Origin of the sequence: Kitasatospora brasiliensis (assembly GCF_032654805.1) — a bacterium.
Lineage (GTDB): Bacteria > Actinomycetota > Actinomycetes > Streptomycetales > Streptomycetaceae > Kitasatospora > Kitasatospora brasiliensis.
Genome location: NZ_JAUOOW010000008.1, coordinates 257,188 through 274,869 on the forward strand (window position 1 = coordinate 257,188; position 17,682 = coordinate 274,869).

Genomic DNA, 17,682 nt, shown 5'->3' on the forward strand with positions numbered 1-17,682 from the left:
TCGCCGCCAGCCCCAACCCCTTCCTCGGGTAGGCCCGCCGGAAGTCGTACCGGCATCCCGTACGCTGCACGCCATGACGACCGACGCCCCTGACTGGCGGGCACGCTGAAGCGCCCGCCGGGCCGCGCACGCAGAGGCCCGGGCCTCCGAAGGCAAGCTCTCCCCGACCGCCCGGACAATCCTTGGCATAGCCGGAACCGCCATGGCCGGCGCCGGCGCCACCGCGGTGTTCAAAACCGAGGTCGAAGTCGGCCCCACCGCCCTCATCACCATCGGCAGTATTCTGCTGGTACTCGCCGTCATGGGCCGTCGCATCACCTCCATCGGCCTCACCGAAGGCAAGATCGACTGGACAGTCGAACAGGTCCGCCGTGACCTTGCCTCAGCGAAGGACGACACCGAGCGGGTCGAGATCGTCACCGCAGCAGTCGAAGAACGCCCCCGCATCCGGAACATCCTCGACATCGCGATCAACTCCGAGCGCGCCTACTTCAACGTGATCCGGGACCGCCTCGTCGGACACTTCGGCGAAGACGCCGTGGCAACCGACGCGCAGCTCGGTCCGGGCTTGAGCCGGGCAGACCTGATCGTCACCAAGGGGGGCAAGTCCGTCATCGTCGAGGCTATGTTCGGTGCCCCCAACCGGGCCCTCAACGCCCTCCAGATGATGGGAAGCTCAACCCGTCCCTTCTCGGTACCGAGCAAGCCGACACCATCGTGATTGTCAGCAACATGATCGAACCCGGACTTCACCACCTTGCCGAGACCCGCGAGTTCGCTGAGCAGGCCGACAAGTACTTCGCGTACGCCCGCTGGATCGACGATCGCGACACCGCAGGCTTCATCCGGGTCGTTGAGGACCTCCTTCAAGAGTCCTGACCTAGCCGGTCCGACCCCACGGCCCGCGGTACCAGGACGTCGTGGGTGGTGGATGCGGTGCTGCCCTCATGGACAACAGCACCGCGTTCGAGACGGACCGTAGGAGCCGGGCGCGACCAGCTCACCCGCGCTTGCGGCGCGGGATCGTGGGAACCAGGTCAACGAAGTCGGGGGCGAGGTCGGCGACGCGGGTGAGGGGTGGCCGGTCACCGACATAGCGCCCGAACACCCTCAGGCCCCGCACTCCGTTCCCCAACTCCTCCTCACCACCGGCAAGGACCCTGATCGCCGCGGCGGAACTGGCTGGGTCGAGCACCGACACCAGGAGCCCCGCTCCGCCGTCGTCGAACCAGCCCAACTCCCGACCGCCGACGCCCTCCACCACCTTGGACGGCGACTCGTGCTTGGGCAGCTTCACCACCGGCCGATGCCCCGCCGCTTCTTCGCCGGTGAGAGTGACAACCGAACCGTCAGCGGCCAGGCGCAGCACCCGATCTGGGGTCCGCAGGTCAGTGCGGCTGGTGGGGCGCCGGTGCCACAGCCACAGCTCGGAGTCAGCTGCGGCGATCAGCAGGTCGTACCGTGCGGGGCGGTCGTGCGTGGCCGGCACCTGGAAGACCGTGAGCTCGGCTCGCCGGAAGCCGCCGCCGCGGCGGACGAACCGCTCGGCGATGTCGTGCATCCAAGCGTCGGCGGCCGCGGGGTTGGGCAGCTCGATCACGCTGCGTCGATCGACGTCGCGCCATCCCTGCTCGTACTCCGCAGCCAGCTGCGCATCGGTGTTCCAGAACCCGTACGCGCGCGGGCCGGGCTGGGCTCGGTGGTGGCACAGCGGGCATGGGTCGGGGTGGACGTCCACCTTGCGCCGGGAGCCGGGGGCGACGAGGTCGAGGATCGTCGGCGAGTCGAGCGCGGAGAGCATCAGTCCGAGCAGCGCGGTGTCCTGCTCGCTGCCGGGCAGGACCCGGACGAGTTCCCACGGGTCCTGCGTGCTCTGGCGCGCACGGATCTCGGTGACGCTGGTCCTCATGGGGCAGCGGCTCGCGCTCCCCACCGCGGGCGGCCGGCGGTTGCTGGTGACCCGCAGCGGGCACTACCTGCACATCGACACTGCCAGCGAGCTGGATGCCGCCCGGATCGTCTACCAGCAGCCGCACCTTCGGGAGGACAACCTTCCGCCGGTGCTGCTCGCTGCCCGACACGCCCTACGGATGGTCGCCTCGCTCGCCCTGCCGACGGAGGCGCGCACCGTGCACTCCCTTGCCGGAGTCCAGGCGGCCGCCACCATCACCGAACTGCCGCGCTCCACCGTCGGACCGGATGTACGAGCCCAACGGGGCATCGCGGCCCAGCTCCTCGTCAACCACCATGGGTCTCAGGCTGCTGTCCGTGAGGAACTGAGCCTCGCCAAGTCCACGCTCAGCGAGCTGCTGTCTGACCGGTGAGTTCCTGCCGCAGGCCTCCCGGGCGCATGGCCCATCGAGGGCCATGGCCTCCTCCGCCCGTGGCGCACCGCCGCGCTCGCGGCGGTCGGCCCTCAACGGGTGAGGACTTGGTCGGCGCGGTGGAGGAAGTCGGCGACGGCGGGTTCGGTTCGCCAGGGGGCGAGGTTGGTGATGAGGGTGCGCAGGTAGGTGCGGCTGCGGGTGGAGTGAACCGTGCTGAGGATGGTCAGGGCCTGTTCGCCGGCTTCGAGACCGGGTTCGAGGTTGCGCTGCTGGAGGTGGGCGGTGGCGATGACGGTCTGCCGGATTCCGACGGCACGGCTGAAGACGCCGGCGGGCATGGTGGCGGCCTGCTCGTTCCAGCGCAGGACTTCGGCGGGGCGTCCGAGGTCCCGGTAGATCTCGGCGGCGTCGGTGGCGACGCGGGCGTGGGTGAGGTAGGAGAGCCAGTCGGGGTCGCGGGGGTCGGTGTCGGCGGCGGTGACGAGCTGTTCGCAGCGGCTGAGTGCGGCTGCCGCTGCCGGGGCGTCGCCGGCGAGGCCGTGGGCGCGGGCCTCGGCGAGCTTGGCGAAGGCGAGGACGCGGGCGGGTGCGTCGTGTTTGGCGCGCTCGTAGGCACCTTCGGCCATGTCGATGGCCTCGTTCGGGAAGCCTCGCAGGAAGGTGTGCAGGCTCATGGTGGCCAGGACGTAGGACCCGACGGCGAGGTCGCCGGAGGCGCGGGCGAGGCGGAGGGCCTGGACGAAGTGGGCCTGGGCGCTGCCGTGGTTGCCCATGTCGACGTCGTGCCAGGCGGCGACGCGGGCGAGTTCGGCGGTGGCGGCGAAGAGCTCGGTGCCGATCTTCTCGGTGAAGGTGCCGCGCAGCAGCGGGGCGGCACGCTGGTTGAGGCAGTCGGTGACCTGCGAGGCGCGCCAGTTGCCGCCGCCGTACTTGGAGTCCCAGCGGCGGGCGTCTTCGGCGGCGCTCCACAGGTCGTCCAGGTCTGCGCGGCCGACGTGGCCGACGCGGTGTCCGGCGACGCGGGCAAGGGGCGGGTCTGTGGGGACGGCCAGCCACCGGGTGACCGGGGTGGTGTAGGCGGTGAGGGCGAAGGGGCTGCTCTGGAGGAAGCGGCGGCGGTCCACGGTGCTCCAATACTCGGCCGCGAGGGTGAGGGCCTGATCGGGGTCTCGGTGGAAACTCAAGCCGGTTTCGGCGGTGGCCGCGGAACTTTTGGCCATCCCCATCTCTTCGAGTGACACCTTCCGGCCCAGCCGTTCGCCCAGTGCGGTGGCGAGGAACGCGGGTGCGGGCGGGTCCGGCACCATCGCGCGGGCCGTCCAGTTGCGGATCGAGGTGTGGGTGTACGCGCGGTCGACGCCGGCGAGAGCGAGGAGCTCGTTGACGCGGTGGGCGAGGGCGGCGTTGCTGGCTTCGCTCTGCTCGATGAGGCGGGCGAGGCGGTGGTTCGGCTCCTTGGCACGGCGTTGCGCCATGGTGGTGACCCCTTGGGTGTCCGGATCGGACTTGTGGAACCGGGGCGGCATGGGCTCCGCGTCGGCCGCACACCCGGGAGGGCGAGCCTAGCCCAACTCGCTTTGTGTGTGCGGGGTTTCGTGATTGTGAGCCCCCGTTGTGAGCCCTGCCCTGTGCGGCGCGGCGGGTGTCTGCTGGTTCTCACGCCGGCCGGGCTCGACAAGACGCCCGCGGCGTCGCCTCAAGCACACTGCCGGCCGATCGCGGCTGGCGAGGACGTTCCTTCCCCTCCCCGAGCCGCGCACGGGCACCGGCCCGTGTCCGGCGGACCGGGCCCTACCCCATCGAGGTTCAGGAGACACACCGTGCGCATCCTCGTTGACGGACTGGACATGTCGGGCAAGACCACTCTGGTCGCCACTTTGATCAAGACCCTCGAAGCCCGGGGAGTCGCCGCGGTGCGGCACCGCGGGATGCTCGCCGAGCACCACCCCGTCGAGCCGCTGCTGAAGAAGCTCCCCCTGGTCAGGCAGGCCCAGAGCAGTGCCATCACGGCGGCGTTCCTGGTCGGCGGGTACGCCCTGGATGGACTCCTCGTCCGTGTCGACCCGCCCCGGCCGGCCGACGCCGTGATCATCCAGGACGGCTACGCGGACCGCACGATTGCCTTCGGCCTGGCGGGCGGCCCCTACCTCACGGCCGCCCTCGCGCTGTGGGCCAGCCAGGCGTTCGCGACGTTCGACGTGGCCGTGTACCTGCACGCCAGTGCGCAGGTGCGGCGCGAGCGGATGGTGCTGCGCGCGGACGTGGATGCCGCCGACCGCCGCAGCGTCGAGGACGAGCCCTTCGCGGCCCGCTTCAACGCGAGCCTGCTGAACTTCGTCGGCCGCCGCCACCGCAACCTCCTGATCTTCGACACGGCCGAGCACACGCCTGAGGAGATCGCCGACCAGGTGCTCGCCGCCGCCGGTCTGCCCACCCTGCCGACCTCCGAGTCCGAATCCAGGTGGAGCGCATGACCTTCCTCATGCCCGCACGCGACACCGGTCTGTGGCAGGCCGCCGAGCACGAGCTGGCGGCGGCCCTCGGCGGGAGGCCGTTGGTGGCCGCCGAGCGGTTCGCCAGCAGCGGCCGCACCTCCTACGCCGGGCCGGTGCCGATCGCCACCGCCCGCCCGGCACTGGCCATCGGCTGCTACGAGCCATGGGTGCCCGCGTCGCCGTTCGAGGCGCTGACGCTGGAGGGCCGGACCTCGCTTCGCGGTGTCGCCCAGCGTCGGTCCTGGATGGCCGCCCTCGACCGCGCAGCCCAGGCGGCCGTCCGGCGCCACGGGCGGCCGGTCGTCGCGGCCTGGTACGCCACTGACCGGCTGCGGAGGTGGGCCGGGCCGCGTGGCACGGTGGCCGCCGTCGACGCGAGCCTGCGGGCCGAGGTCGAGGACAAGGCGAACTTCGGCAGCATCCTCGACCACTCCGGCGTCCCGGCCGGCCTGCACTTGACCGGAGCCCGGGTCGACGGCCCGCTGCCGGGCCTGCGCGAGCTCCGCCGCCTCGTGCGCTCGGAGAGGGTGGTGGTGCAGTGCGGCGCGGACTCCGGCGGACGGGGCACCGTGTTCGTCAACGACGAGACCGACCTCGCGCGGGCGGCCGAGATGGCCGGGCCCTACCGGGTCACCGCGTTCGTGACCGGCTGGTCCTCGAACACCACCGTGCTGTCCGTCCCGGACCACGCCGGCTGCCTGCGGGTCTACGTCGACCGGCCCTCCCACAAGGCCGTCAGGGTGTCCGAGGCCGGAGTCGCGGAGGGAAAGAGCGGCGGGAACACCTGGTGCCTGCCTTGGCCCGAGGACGCCGCCGCCCGCCTGGTCGACGCGGCCGTGCGGATCGCCACCTGGGCTTGGGACAAGCACCGGATGAAGGGCCTGTTCGGCCTCGACGCCATGCTGACCCCCGACGGCAAGGTGTTCCTCAACGAGATCAACTGCCGCAACCAGGGCACGACCGAGGTCTCGGCGGTCAACCAGCAGCTGCGCGGCCTGCCGCCCTTCCTGGCCGCTCACCTGACCACGATGCTCAACCACCCGGTCACCTGGCTGCCGGAGCCCGACGACTTCAACGCGGCCACCGTCGACCTCGCCGCCGGACCCGCACCCGGGCCCTACTACCTCAAACTCCGCCACCGCGGCGAGGTGCCCGTCCACCTCGACCCCCACCTCGCTCTGCCCGGCGTCTACCGCATCCACGAAGGCCACCTGCGGTGGGTCCGCCCCGGTGCGCACCCGGCCGACGCCGGGCCCGGCGAGGTCTTGCTCGCCAGCCTCCCCGCCCCCGGAACCATCTGCGAGCCGGGCGCCGAACTCGGCACCGCCGAAGGCATCACCGCGGCCGCCGACGCCCCCTTCGCCAGCCCGCACACCCTCTCGAAGGCCGGCCGCGAACTCCTGGCCGCCTTCGACCAGCACCTCGTCCCCGCCGACCACCAGGAAGGAACCGCCCCGTGACCACCGCAACGATGCCCAGCCTGCGCGCCCAGCTCGCCGCCGTGCCCGACGACGCGCTCACCCGCCTGCAATACCTCGCCGCCGAGGTCGGCTGCGTCAACAAGTGCGCGATGTGCAGCCAGGCCGCCGGCAGCGACCTGTGGCGCTTCACCCCGCGCGGCCTCACCCAGCTGATGACCGCGCTCGCCGACGAGGCCGCCGCCCGCGGCGTCCGGGTCGCCCAGGGCCGCATCCACCGCCCCGGCGTCGTCTTCCCCTACTTGGACAACGACATCAGCTCCTACCCCTACCTCGACACCTACGCCGAGCTCGCCCGCGACGTCCTGGGGGTGAAGATCCGCATGTCCTCAGTCGGGTTCTCCGCCCAGAACGCCCGCCTGAGCGAGATGCACCGCCGCATCGTCGCCGACCTCGGCGAGGTCTTCGACGGCATCCGCTTCTCCCTCACCCCGTACGCCACCGGCTACATCGGCAAGGCCCCCGGCACCTCCCGCGACCAGTACACCGCCGGCCTCGCCCACACCCTGCGGATCTACCAGCCACTGCTCGACCGCCTCGGCCACGGCGCCGCCACCGCCGCCGTCGAGCTGCGCTTCGCGCCGCTGGTCGGCATCGCCGAGCTGACCGACACCCACATCGACGGCCACCACGTCCTGAAGGTCGGCCCGCACCTGCTGATCTCCACCCAGCCCGACCCGAGCCCGCTGCCGATCACCGCCATCGAGTGCCTGGACGAACGCAACCAGCCCGTCCTGTCCACCCCCGGCCGGCCCTACCTCCACATCACCGCCGACGCCGCCCAGCTGAACAGCGCCACCGTCCACGACGCCCTCTCCGGGGTCCTGGCCGTGCAGCACCAGGCCACCCCCGTGAGCCTGCACCGCTTCACCAACGCCGACGGCGACTACTACAGCGCCGACCCCGACTTCCACCCCGACGGCCGCTTCACCGCCCTGAACATCTACCCGGCCACCGAGACCCGGAAGGCGGCCGGCTACACCGACGCCACCCGCCACTTCCTGAACACCCTGCTCGACCACAAGGCCGCCCGCGGCCTGGCCCGGCGCCAGGCGTTCCCGAACGCCACCGCCAGCGATATCGACGCCGTGCTGTCCGCCCTGCGTACCAAGGCCCAAACCCTCGACCCCGTCGACAAGGCGGCCGCCGCCCACCTGCGCGAACGGGTCATCCCGATGGTCGGCGTCCACGCCCGCGCGCTCCTGACCGCCGGCTACCCGGCCTCCGCGTTCTTCTCCCGGGACTTCACCATCGACACCGGCCAGATCGTCAACCAGGGACGCGCCCTCCACCTCTTCCGGGGCCTGGCCGCCACCGACGGCGAACCGATGACCCTGCGGGAAGAGCGTGGCTTCGGCCAGGCCAGCCTCTCCACCGTCCGCGGACCGATCTGGCGGATCACCCCGCTGCCCTGGACCGACAGCCGCCTGCCGCTCGCCGTCACCGGCCGCAAGAACCCACCGACCGAGCAGCCCACCGTCCTCATCGAGGAGATGGACCCCTGCCACCTCGCCCCGGTCATGCGCGCCACCGGCTGCCGGCTCCGCCGCTTCACCCTCACCGGCGTCGAGATCGAACACATCGCCCAGGCCGACGCGCGCACGGCCCACGGCTTCCCTGGGGCAAGCTAGAACACCTCAACACACCGACTCCTCCCGGGTGTTGACCCGGGAGGACCGCTGGAAACCTCCAGCACAACACCATCCCCACCAAGGAGCACCAACCCCATGAGCACCACCGAAGCGACGACGCCCAAGCCGTTCAGCAGGATCAAGGTCCGCGTCACCGGGCTGGTCTTCTGCGGCGACGACGTCGCGCTGCTGCGACGGGACCGGGCCGAATCCGTGCACTACACCACCATCGGCGGCAACGTGCAGGACGGCGAGGACTACCGCGAGGCCGTGTACCGCGAGCTCGAAGAAGAACTCGGCCTCGGGCGTGACCAGGCGTCCACCGAGCCGGAGCTGATCTGGATGGCGGACGCCCGGATCAGCCGACCCGGTCCGACCCCGCCGCCCCGCAAGTTCCACCTGATCTACCGGCTCCACGTCACCCCCGAGGTCCGGGCCCAGCTCGCCACCCAGGAATTCGACGAGCTCCCCGACGGCAGCCACGAGGTCGGCACCATCGAATGGCACGACTACCGCAAGGTGGACGGCCTGCCGCTGTTCCCACCGATCGGCCGGCAGATCGCCGAGCTCGACGGGCCCGACGCCCCGGTGCACCGGTTCGAGCTGGAGCCGATCACGGACCAGAACTACACCTGGATCTGACCCCGGCCGGACCTCCGGACCTGGCTCCGACCACCCTCCCAGGCACTCACTCGTTTGAGTGAATGCCTGGGAGGGCCCCTTCGCGCGAGCGAGGTTCAGCTGGGGACGGGGGTCGGGAAGGTGGTCTGGTTCTCGTTGTCGGGCAGCGGTGGGAGGACGACCCCGCATGCGGTGAGTTCAGCGTGCTCCGTCGCGCTGAGGTTGCCCTTCCGTGCCTTCCTCTGGCAGTGCTTCAACCAGTTTCCAAGGGTGTTGAGGTCGCCGGCCTTTTCCGACCGGGGGACGCGCACGTGCCCATTCTGTGCCGCGAACGCCTTCAGCAGCTTGATGTTGTTCGCGAATTCGGCATCTTCGACGTTGGTCACGAACCCGAGGCGGGTCAGTGTTCTGCGTTCTGCCTTGGTGAGGCCGGCGAATCGGACGCGCGTGTTGCGCTCGTGAAAGACCTTGCCGCCCGGCGACCCACCTGCGGCGACCATCGGTGTCGGGGAATATCGGTACAGCGGTTGGCGCTGAGAACGGCCATGGTCGGCGAGCACCTCAGCCGGGGGCTCCGCTGGGGTTGGGGGAAGATCGGCGTCAGGCCTTGATCGGTGTGGCCTCCCTGGCGGCCTGCTCGATCTTCGCGCGGTAGGCCGCACGGGCTTCCTCGTCGATCCGCTTCTCGTGTTCGGGGCGCAGCCCGGTTCGGCCGTCGAGGCCTTCGCGCAGGATGTCGGCGTGCCCGGCGTGCCGGATGGACTCGCCGAGGACGTGGACCATGACGGCGAACAGGTTCGTGTCGGAATGAGGCTCCGGCCACCAGGGCACGTGGCCGGGGGCGTCGAGGGGAAGCGCGTTGATCGTCGCGTCCGAGTGTTCCCAGGTGCGCCGGTAGAACCCGGTGATCTGGTCGCGGGTCTCGCCCTCGGTGGCCCACAGATCGCTGCCGTCGGAGTCCTGCCACCGGGGCAGCGGTTCCGGGGAGGGGCGGTCGAAGACCTCGCCGAAGTACCTGGCCTCGATGGTGGCCACGTGTTTGACCAGGCCGAGGAGGTTGGTGCCGGTCGCTGTCAAAGGTCGGCGGGCGTCGTATTCGGACAGGCCGTCGAGTTTCCAGAGCAGCGCCTCGCGGTCCCGCCGCAGTCTCCCGTGCAGGTTGTCCTTCGCGAATCCATCGATCATGCGGCATGAGCCTGCCACGGGCTGCCAGTGTTCTCAAGATCCCGTACGTAGTCCGCAACGACCGGACGCCGTGCGGCTGAGCGTGGTGCGCCAGGGCCGGACCCGGCGCACCACACCCCTCTCAGGTCACCTCATGACCGGTCAGTCCCTCGCCTCCAGGCGCGACTCGGCGAGCGCGAGGCCGGCGATGGCCAGCAGCATCACCACCGTGCCGACGACCGTCGCCGCGGTGAGCCGCTCGCCGAGGAACAGCACGGCCAGCACCGCCGCGCTGACCGGCTCGATGAGCATCACCACCGACGCCGTGGCCGCCCGGACGGCGCCCGCCCCCGCGAAGTACAGCGGGTAGGCCAGCGCCGTCGTGACGGTGGCGACGTAGAGCATCAGGAGCACGACGTGACCCGGGTGGGCGGTGTGCGGCACCAGGCCCTCGCCCCAGGCGAACGGCAGCATGACGGCCGCGCCGACGGCGAAGGACCCCACCGTGAGGGTGTACGGGTCCTCACCGCCGCCGTGCCGCCCGGTCCACCGGCCCAGCAGGGTGGAGACGGCGTAGCCGGCGGCGGACAGCAGCGCCATGCCCACCCCCAGGGGGTGGACGACGCCGGCCCGGTTACCCAGCACCAGGACCGCCAGGCCGGCCAGCGTGCCGCCGATGGCCAGCAGCCCGCCGCCGCCGACGCGCTCGCCCAGGAACAGGCGCCCGCCGGCGGCGGTGAACACCGGCGCCGCCCCGAGCGCGACGATGGTGCCCACCACCAGCCCGGTGTCCTGCACGGCGGCGAAGTAGGCGCTCTGGAAGACCGCCAGAGCGATGCCGGTGCCCGTGAACAGCAGCACCCGCCGGCCCCTCGGCCGCGGCGCCGCGGGCGCCTTGCGGGCCGGGCGGAAGATGCCCGCCGCGAGCAGCAGGGCCACGCCGGTCAGGAAGCGCCAGAAGGAGACGGCCATGGGCCCGAAGTCGCTGGACCGGTAGACGATGTCCACGGCGGCCCCGGTGGTGCCCCAGGCGGCGCCGGCGAATGCCAGACAGGCGAGGCCGCGGCGCACGGAGCGCGGCGCCGGCACGGGGGCAGCAGGGATGACAACAGCAGTTTTCGACACGGAAGGGATCTCCAGACGGAGCGGATGGTCGTGGTCTCGCGTCTGCGGGGGCACAACCAATCAGCGCGTCGCGGCCCGTGGCCTACCTACGCGCCGGTGTCGATGCGACCCGCCTCAGAGGGCGGGCGGCGAGAGAACTGCTGCGAAAGACATGCCCCCACAATACGGCCCCGGGCCCCGCCGGGACAGGCGGAGGTCTTCCCGCCGGTGCGCCTCCCGCCCACGCCGCTCCCCGGTGTGACGGTGTGTGACATGCCGCGTTCGGAGCAATCGGAAAGCCCGGACCGTCCAGCCGTCACGCTGTGCGTGCAGCCCGGGCAGCGGGCACGTCATCGGGAGAACAGCAGTGAGCAGGCACCAGGCCCCGGAACAGTCAGCAGGGGCACGACGGGACGGGCAGTGGCGGCGGGCGGCGGGTACTTCGCGGGCGGGGGCGGTGGCGGCGGGGGCAGCAGCTTCGTCACCCCGACCGCCACCGGAACCTCCCTCGCCCCGTCCACCGTCGGGACGGCGAACCACAACGGCCAGGTGGTCGTCACCTACACCGTGGGCCAGCCGGTCAGCACCCTCCTGACGGCGTCGCCGCGCAGCACCCGGGCCAACCGGCCGGTCGTGCTCGGCGACCTCGTCTGCCCCGGCGCGGGCTCCACCAGTACGGCCACGCCCACCGGCACCGTCACGTTCACCGACACCACCACCCACACCACCCTGGGCACGGGACGCCTGTTCCTCTCCCTCGGCCGGTGCGCCGCCGCCGGACTGGTCACCTCCTTCAGCACTGTCGGCACCCACACCGTCACCGCCGTCTACAGCGGCGACTCGGTGTACCAGGGCAACAGCGCCACCCCCGAGACCATCACCGTGACGGTGAAGCCCGTGACGGTGAGCCGGTGACGGTGAGCCAGGCCGACTTTTGATGGTCGTGGCCTCGTCGTCGCGGGTGGCCAGGCCGCGCCATCGCTTGAGCTCCTTGATGCAGCGTTCGACGTCGGTCAGCCTCGGGACCGCCCGAGGGCATGGTCGTGCGGCTCACCGCCCGGTTCACACGCCGGCGGCCGGACCGCGAGCCGGAGAGCCGCACGTACGCGTAGGTGGTGGAGGAGCCGGTCTCCTACGATCCGGCCGAGCTGCCGGGCTGAGCGGCGGCCCGGTCGACCAGTACGGCGAAGCCGTTCAGCAGGTGTTGCAGGCCGAACTCGAAGAGCTGGTCGAGGTCGAAGTCGTAGCCCTCCATGGTGAGGCGGAGGAAGGTCGGGTGTTTGGCGACCAGCTCCATGAACTGCGCCTCCTGTTGGGCCATCCAGGCGTCCGCGTCCTGCCCGGTGGCGGCTTCGGCGGCGGCCTCCATCTCCAGGTTGAGAGCGGTGCCGCGGACATAGTTGAACAGCGTCAGGTACGCGGTGAACACCGTCGGCACGTCCAGGCCCTCGGCGACCAGGGTGGACAGCACCCACTCGCCGAACGGCAGCGCGTTGGCGACCGGTTGGGGGCGGGTCACCGACAGGGCGGACGCCAGCCACGGGTGCGCGCGGAACAGGTCCCACAGCAGGCGGGCGGCGAGTTCCAGGCGGGCCCGCCAGGGCAGCGCGGTCTCGGCGGGGGAGAAGGAGACGGCGCTGAAGACCCGATCCATCATCAGGTCCACCAGGCCGTCCTTGTCGGGCACGTGCCGGTACAGCGACATGGCGGCGGCGTCCAGTTCGGCCGCGACCCGGCGCATCGACAGGGCCTCCAGTCCCTCGGCGTCCGCGATCTCCACCGCCGCCGCGACGATCCGATCCGTCGTCAGGCCGCCCTCGGCGGCGGGCCGACGGGGGGCCGGCCGCTCGCCGGGGGCCGGCCGGGCCGGGGGCTTGGCCGGGGCGGGGGCCTCCGTGACCACCGTGCCGACGCCCGGGACCGCCCGGACCAGGCCCTGGCCGCGCAGCTCCGCCAGCACCTTGGTGGCGGTGGCCATCGCGACGTTCCACCGGCGGGTGATCTCCCGGGTGGACGGCGCCCGGTCGCCGGGGCGCAGTTCGCCGCTTTCGATGCGCTGCCGCAGTTCGCCCGCGATCTGCTTGTAGCGGTCCACCCGCTCCACCTCCGCACTAGTGCACCAATCGGGCCATGCTAGCCGCCCGCCGCAGGCACCCGTACCGGGGGCACGGCCGCTTCGGGGCACCCTAGTGCACTAGTGCAGCACCGGGAAATTCCAGGGAGGGTATCTTGCACAGTGCGACGCGTACGCCGTACGTTCACTGCCATGAAGAACACGGACATCCTCGTCTCCGGTGGCGGCATCGCAGGACCCGCACTGGCGTACTGGCTACGCAAGGCAGGCTTCCGTCCCGTCGTGGTGGAGCGCGCCCCCGGGCCCCGCCCCGGCGGGCAGAGCGTCGACCTACGCGGCGCCGGACGCACCGTCATCGAGCGGATGGGCCTGCTCGACCAGGTCCGGCAGGTCGCCGTCGACCAGCGCGGCCTGGCCCTGGTCGACCGGAACGGCAAGCGCCTCGCCGAACTGCCCACCGAGGCATTCGGCGGCGAAGGCATCGTCTCCGACCTCGAAATCCTCCGCGACGACCTCGCCGGCGTGCTGTACCGGGCCACCGCCGAGGATGTCGAGTACCTCTTCGACGACACCGTCACCTCGCTGACGGAGGACCCCGACGGCGTGGACGTCACCTTCGAGAACGCCCCGCCCCGCCGCTTCGACCTGGCAGTCGGCGCGGACGGGCTGCACTCCACCGTCCGCCGCCTCGCGTTCGGTCCCGAGAGCGAGCACTTCGTTCCCATCGGCGGCTACACCGCCTGGTTCACCGCCCGCTTGGACCTCGGCCTCGACGACTGGCTGCTGATGTACAACGCCCGCGGCGGCCGGGTGGCGATGGCCCGCCCCGGCCGCGCGCCGGGCGAGATCAAGGCCGGACTGAGTTTCCGCTCCGACCCGATCGCCTATGACCGCCGCGACTCGGCCGCCCAGCGGCGCCTGCTCACCGAACGCTTCGCCGGGGCCGGCTGGGAGACCGACCGGCTGCTCGCCGCGATGGCCGACGCGGACGACTTCTTCCTCGAACACCTGGGCCAGGTCCGCCTCGACCGCTACACCCGCGGCCGGATCGCCCTGATCGGCGACGCCGCCTGCTGCCCCACCCCACTCACCGGTCTCGGCACCAGCCTGGCCCTGGTCGGCGCCTACCTGCTGGCCGGCGAACTCGCCACCGCCCAGGGCGACTTCACCACCGCCTTCGCCCGCTTCCAGCGGCAGATGAAGCCCTACGCGGCCAAGGCCCAGGACCTCCCGCCGGGCGGCATCGCCGGCTACGCCCCCAACCACCGCCCCATGATCGCCCTCCGCGCGGCCTCGATGCGCTGGATGACCCGCCGGCCCCTCCGCACCCTCATGGAGGCCCAGGCCGCCAAGGCGGGCGACGTCGAACTGCCCGACTACGCCGGCGCCCTGGAGGCGGTCTGAGACCGGAGACCGCTCCAGCACGGCCTCCCGCAGGGTGGCGTGGCGGCCCCAGGGCCGGGCCCGCTCCAGCTGGGCGCCGAGGGAGAGCAGGAGCCCCTCCTGGTGGAGCCGGGCGGTCAGCATCACGCCGATCGGCAGCCCGTCCGGTGTCCAGGACAGCGGCAGGCTGATCGAGGGCCGGCCGGTGAGGTTCGCCCCCGGGGTGCGCGGGGTGACGGCGAGCATCCGGGCGTAGGTCTTCTGCGGGTCGTCCGCATCGGCCAGCGCGCCGACGGGCAGCGGCGGCTGGTTCGTCGTCGGGCTCAGTACGGCGTCGAGCCGCTCGTAGCGGTGGCAGATCGTCCGGGCGGTGGCGGCCGGCGAGGCCGTCGCCGCGTGCAGCCGCACCTCACGGCGATGGGCCGCCGCGCCGGGATCGGCGCGGCGGCCCATCAGTCCGTGGAGGGGCGTCAGCAGCCCAGGTTGCCGCCCGGCACGGTGCCCAGCAGCTGGGTGAAGCGCTGGTAGGCGTCGATCCGGCTCTGCACCTGCGCGGGGTTGCCGCCGTTGCACTCCAGCGAGCCGTTGATGCTGCGGATGGTCTCGCCGAAGCCGTAGCCGTTGACGATCGCGTTGTGCGGGGTCATGGTGCCCGGCCCGCTCTGGGTGTTCCAGTACCAGAGCGCGGTCTTCCAGGCGACGGCCGGGTCGGTCTGCACCAGGTTGGGGTTGTGCAGCAGGTCGATGCCGAGGGCGTCGCCGGCCGCCTTGTAGTTGAAGTTCCAGCTCAGCTGGATCGGGCCGCGCCCGTAGTACGCGGACTGCCCGGCCGGGCAGCCGTACGGCTGTGAACTGTCGCAGTAGTGCGGGTAGTTGGCGGTGTTCTGCTCGACCACGTAGACCAGCGCGCCGGTCTCGTGGTTGACGTTGGCCAGGAAGGCCGCGGCCTCCTGCTTGCGGACGGTGTCGCTGCCGGTGGCCGCGAAGGCGGGGTAGGCGGCGAGGGCGTCGATCAGGCCCTGGTAGGTGTAGAAGGGGTTCCGGTTCGGGAACATCTGGTCGAACTGGGCCTGGCTGACGGGGAATCCGCCCGGGTTCGGCACACCGGTCGAGGTGCCCGTCGGGGTCGGCGTCGGGCCGGTGCCGCAGCCGCCCTGGTCGGACCAGACGCCGGAGCCGCCGGTGCTGGGCGGCTCGTTCTGGGTCCACCACTTGGCGAGCCAGTTGTGGCCGCCGTAGGAGACGGCGGCGCCGCCGGTGTAGACGGCCGAGGAGTTCCAGGGCGCGGCGCAGACGGCGGCGCTGGCGTTGGCCGCGGGGAGCAGCAGGACCACCGCCAGCGCCGTGGCGACGGTGGAGAGCAGTGCGAGCAGGCGTTTCACGGACACTTGATCACCCCTTGTGCGGTTGTGGGGCCGCACGGTCGTGGAGGTAGGGACGTCGGGGCAGGGGAGCCGGGCCCCGCGGGGTGGAGGGCACGTCGTGGGGGACGGGCCGACCGGGGTGCGGGCCAGTACTGCGGGGCTGCCCCAGACTCAAGCGGAGTGGTCTATACCTGTCAAGGGGTCGCGGCCAAAAGAGTCACTTCACGCGTCCGATGGCGACGCCTGACGGCACCTCCGCTCCCCCGCCGCGCACCGTGACCGGCCCCCCTCCCGAGCGCCCGTCAGGCGTCGGCGATCGGTAGCCTCGTATATCTGGCAATATACGAGGCTACCGCTGTGGGAGGCTTTCCCCCGTCAGCACCCCACGCGCGCAGGAGAGCCAGTTGAGCACCGACCCCGACGTCCTGGACGGCGAGTTCGTCGACGGGGACGGAAACGGGAACGGGAACGGGCGGATGCTGCCCGCCACCCGTACCGGCGGGCACGGGATCGACGTCGGCGGCTTCGACCGCGACACCGTGCTGGTGGCCGGCCGCCCCCTGCCGGCGCCCTTCGTCGCACCCGCCTACGCCGCCACAGACTTCGTGATCAGCGAGGACACCGCGCAGCTCCTCGCCGAGTCGACGGTGCCCAACACCGAGCGCAACCATCGGGCGCGGATCCGGGTGTTCCAGCGCTGGTGCGCCGAACGCGGCCGGGTCGCGCTGCCGTGCACCACGGCGACGCTGATCGAGTACGTGGGGTGGATGGTCCTCGGCGGCGTCTACGACCCCAACACCGTCTCCGACTACCACAGCGCGGTGGTCACCTGGCAGGAGCGGGAGACCCCCGGCAACACCCGGCCCGGGACCATCCAGACCAGCAGGATGATCGCCGCCTTCCGCCGGAAGTGGTCCGCGACCAAGACCGAGAAGCAGTCACCGGCCGTACTGGAAGCGGACCTTGAGGAGATGCTCGCCGACTGCGACGAGGACCACCGCCACGGGATCGGACGGCGCGACGCCGCGATACTGGCCATGGGCTGGCACCTGCTCAGCCGGCGGATCGAGCTGGCCCGCCTGGTCCCCGTCCACGCCGAGCTGCACCCCGACGGCATCGCCGTGCGGCTGGTCGCCCGCAAGACCCGCAAGGACGGCTCGGTGTTCGAGGCCTGGATCCCGGCCCGCGACGACGCCCCGCAGCTCTGCCCGGCGCGGCGCCTGCGCGCCTGGCTGGAGTACGCCCGCACCATCCGCATGCCGCTCGACCAGGCCCTGTTCCGCGCGCTCGACAAGGCCGGCCAGCTCCAGGTCCGGCTCACCCCGCAGACCCGCCCGAAGCACCCGGACGGGCAGGCGAAGGCGGACCACGAGATCACCGCCGAGGAGTGGGTGGAGCTCTCCTACCTGTCCGGCGACGCCGTGAACGCCATCGTCAAGACCCGGGCCCGCAACGCGTACCGGCGGGTGGCCGGCCTCGGCGAGCAGCGGCGCGTCGACCTCGGCCACAACGCGCTGCTGCACGAGGACACCGCGAAGGCCGTCACCGCCCACGGCCTGCGGGCCGGCGGGGCGTCCGCGCTGCGCGAGGCCGACGTCCCCGAGGACCAGATCGCCGAGATGGGCGACTGGCGCAAGGACTCCGCCGCGATGCGCCGCTACTTCCGCCGGATCCGGGTCCGCAAGCAGAACCCCTGGGCGGCCGCCCGCGCCGGCCGGTCGGCCACCCTCTGAAAACCGGCGGGGCCGAGCGGCGGGCGCCCGGGCGCACGAGGAGTCCGGCCACCTCGACCGCGCGGCGGCCCAGCGCCAGGCCGCCGAAGCCGCCCGCGGACGGGCGGGAAGCGGCCCGCCGGCAGGCCAGGGAACGGCGCCGCGGCCGGTAGCGCCCTGTCCTCTCTCCTATCCGCTCCTCTGCTCCTGTTTCTGTTCCCCCTCCTACGACGGCGCCGGGACGGAAGAAGGGGACAGACGAGGGGTCGGCGGGGTGTGGCGGGCGTCTCAATGGCGACCGATCGGCGGTGACTCGACGTGACGACCCC

At 72.0% G+C, this 17,682-nt stretch carries 17 protein-coding genes and 1 pseudogene; 10 read left to right on the top strand and 8 right to left on the bottom strand.

Annotated elements, in window-relative coordinates; all coding sequences use genetic code 11:
* Window positions 1-202: 202 nt before the first annotated feature.
* Entirely contained in the window at window positions 203-721 is a 519-nt protein-coding gene (locus QWJ13_RS29820; protein WP_316528374.1) for a hypothetical protein, read from the top strand.
* 11 nt (window positions 722-732) lie between these two features.
* Window positions 733-879, top strand: a complete 147-nt coding sequence (locus QWJ13_RS29825; protein WP_316528375.1) for a hypothetical protein — start codon at window positions 733-735, stop codon at window positions 877-879.
* Between the two features lie 121 nt (window positions 880-1,000).
* Here the strand turns inward: QWJ13_RS29825 and QWJ13_RS29830 are convergent, their stop codons facing one another.
* A complete protein-coding gene (locus QWJ13_RS29830) occupies window positions 1,001-1,909 on the bottom strand; it encodes a hypothetical protein (protein ID WP_316528376.1) in 909 nt (302 codons plus the stop codon).
* Here QWJ13_RS29830 and QWJ13_RS29835 point away from each other — a divergent pair.
* Window positions 1,908-2,324: a hypothetical protein gene (locus QWJ13_RS29835; RefSeq protein WP_316528377.1), complete on the top strand. Its 417-nt coding sequence runs from the start codon at window positions 1,908-1,910 to the stop codon at window positions 2,322-2,324. The genes QWJ13_RS29830 and QWJ13_RS29835 overlap by 2 nt on opposite strands.
* Before the next feature lie 92 nt (window positions 2,325-2,416).
* On the opposite strand, the gene QWJ13_RS29840 is transcribed toward QWJ13_RS29835, so the two are convergent.
* Window positions 2,417-3,802 carry an NsdA family TPR-like regulatory protein gene (locus tag QWJ13_RS29840; protein WP_316528378.1) on the bottom strand — a complete coding sequence of 462 codons (1,386 nt, stop codon included), beginning with the start codon at window positions 3,800-3,802 and terminating at the stop codon, window positions 2,417-2,419.
* A gap of 345 nt (window positions 3,803-4,147) precedes the next feature.
* On the opposite strand from QWJ13_RS29840, the gene QWJ13_RS29845 reads away from it, so the two are divergent.
* From QWJ13_RS29845 to QWJ13_RS29860, 4 genes are all read left to right on the top strand, one after another.
* Window positions 4,148-4,801: a nucleoside/nucleotide kinase family protein gene (locus tag QWJ13_RS29845; RefSeq protein ID WP_316528380.1), complete on the top strand. Its 654-nt coding sequence runs from the start codon at window positions 4,148-4,150 to the stop codon at window positions 4,799-4,801.
* Window positions 4,798-6,282, top strand: coding sequence for a hypothetical protein (locus QWJ13_RS29850; RefSeq protein WP_316528381.1), 1,485 nt, complete (start codon window positions 4,798-4,800; stop codon window positions 6,280-6,282). Before QWJ13_RS29845 ends, QWJ13_RS29850 begins: the two co-directional genes overlap by 4 nt.
* Entirely contained in the window at window positions 6,279-7,931 is a 1,653-nt protein-coding gene (locus tag QWJ13_RS29855; protein WP_316528382.1) for a hypothetical protein, read from the top strand. The genes QWJ13_RS29850 and QWJ13_RS29855 overlap by 4 nt, the downstream gene beginning before the upstream one ends.
* A 96-nt stretch (window positions 7,932-8,027) precedes the next feature.
* Window positions 8,028-8,573, top strand: coding sequence for an NUDIX hydrolase (locus tag QWJ13_RS29860; RefSeq protein ID WP_316528384.1), 546 nt, complete (start codon window positions 8,028-8,030; stop codon window positions 8,571-8,573).
* Between the two features lie 95 nt (window positions 8,574-8,668).
* Here the strand turns inward: QWJ13_RS29860 and QWJ13_RS29865 are convergent, their stop codons facing one another.
* The 3 genes from QWJ13_RS29865 to QWJ13_RS29875 all read right to left on the bottom strand — a co-directional run bounded on the left by QWJ13_RS29865 (window position 8,669) and on the right by QWJ13_RS29875 (window position 10,805).
* On the bottom strand, window positions 8,669-9,112 hold the full coding sequence (locus QWJ13_RS29865) for a helicase associated domain-containing protein (RefSeq protein ID WP_316528385.1): 444 nt from the start codon (window positions 9,110-9,112) through the stop codon (window positions 8,669-8,671).
* A 40-nt stretch (window positions 9,113-9,152) separates the two neighbouring features.
* Window positions 9,153-9,737 carry a DinB family protein gene (locus QWJ13_RS29870; protein WP_316528386.1) on the bottom strand — a complete coding sequence of 195 codons (585 nt, stop codon included), beginning with the start codon at window positions 9,735-9,737 and terminating at the stop codon, window positions 9,153-9,155.
* Between the two features lie 141 nt (window positions 9,738-9,878).
* Entirely contained in the window at window positions 9,879-10,805 is a 927-nt protein-coding gene (locus tag QWJ13_RS29875) for a DMT family transporter (RefSeq protein ID WP_316528387.1), read from the bottom strand.
* Between the two features lie 435 nt (window positions 10,806-11,240).
* On the opposite strand from QWJ13_RS29875, the gene QWJ13_RS29880 reads away from it, so the two are divergent.
* Complete coding sequence (locus tag QWJ13_RS29880; protein WP_316528388.1) at window positions 11,241-11,735, top strand: Ig-like domain repeat protein; 495 nt, start codon at window positions 11,241-11,243, stop codon at window positions 11,733-11,735.
* 217 nt (window positions 11,736-11,952) lie between these two features.
* Here the strand turns inward: QWJ13_RS29880 and QWJ13_RS29885 are convergent, their stop codons facing one another.
* The gene (locus tag QWJ13_RS29885) at window positions 11,953-12,915 is read right to left on the bottom strand and encodes a TetR/AcrR family transcriptional regulator C-terminal domain-containing protein (RefSeq protein ID WP_316528389.1); all 963 of its coding nucleotides are present in this window, start codon (window positions 12,913-12,915) and stop codon (window positions 11,953-11,955) included.
* A 171-nt stretch (window positions 12,916-13,086) separates the two neighbouring features.
* On the opposite strand from QWJ13_RS29885, the gene QWJ13_RS29890 reads away from it, so the two are divergent.
* Complete coding sequence (locus QWJ13_RS29890; RefSeq protein WP_316528390.1) at window positions 13,087-14,298, top strand: FAD-dependent monooxygenase; 1,212 nt, start codon at window positions 13,087-13,089, stop codon at window positions 14,296-14,298.
* 96 nt (window positions 14,299-14,394) lie between these two features.
* Here QWJ13_RS29890 and QWJ13_RS34430 read toward each other — a convergent pair.
* Window positions 14,395-14,730: pseudogene (locus tag QWJ13_RS34430) on the bottom strand (amidase family protein); the annotation flags it as partial.
* Window positions 14,731-14,747: 17 nt separating this feature from the next.
* Window positions 14,748-15,659, bottom strand: a complete 912-nt coding sequence (locus QWJ13_RS29895) for a glycoside hydrolase family 19 protein (RefSeq protein ID WP_316528479.1) — start codon at window positions 15,657-15,659, stop codon at window positions 14,748-14,750.
* 386 nt (window positions 15,660-16,045) lie between these two features.
* On the opposite strand from QWJ13_RS29895, the gene QWJ13_RS29900 reads away from it, so the two are divergent.
* Window positions 16,046-17,374 (top strand): site-specific integrase, encoded by a 1,329-nt coding sequence (locus QWJ13_RS29900; protein ID WP_316528391.1) that lies wholly within the window; start codon window positions 16,046-16,048, stop codon window positions 17,372-17,374.
* The last annotated feature ends 308 nt before the right edge of the window (window positions 17,375-17,682 follow it).